A 318-nucleotide genomic window follows, 5' to 3' on the forward strand; every position below is an offset into this window, starting at 1 on the left:
TCGGTAGCTCAGTCGGTAGAGCAGAGGACTGAAAATCCTCGTGTCGGCGGTTCGATTCCGTCCCGAGCCACCATTTTTTTTATGCCGGCTTAGCTCAATTGGTAGAGCAACTGACTTGTAATCAGTAGGTTGGGGGTTCAAGTCCTCTAGCCGGCATCATTTAGGGGCATAGTTTAAAGGTAGAACTGAGGTCTCCAAAACCTCCAGTGTGGGTTCGATTCCTACTGCCCCTGTTAAAGTATATGGGCCTATAGCTCAGCTGGTTAGAGCGCACGCCTGATAAGCGTGAGGTCGATGGTTCGAGTCCATTTAGGCCCA

General features: G+C 50.6%; 3 tRNA genes. All 3 read left to right on the top strand.

Annotation, left to right across the window (positions count from 1 at the left end):
• The first annotated feature begins 83 nt into the window (after positions 1-83).
• Positions 84-156: transfer RNA gene (locus tag JDS81_RS29940), tRNA-Thr, on the top strand.
• Positions 157-162: 6 nt separating this feature from the next.
• Positions 163-233, top strand: a tRNA-Trp gene (locus JDS81_RS29945).
• Between the two features lie 11 nt (positions 234-244).
• Positions 245-318: transfer RNA gene (locus tag JDS81_RS29950), tRNA-Ile, on the top strand.

It is taken from the genome of Bacillus cereus group sp. N31, from assembly GCF_016483245.1.
Taxonomy (GTDB): Bacteria; Bacillota; Bacilli; order Bacillales; family Bacillaceae_G; genus Bacillus_A; species Bacillus_A toyonensis.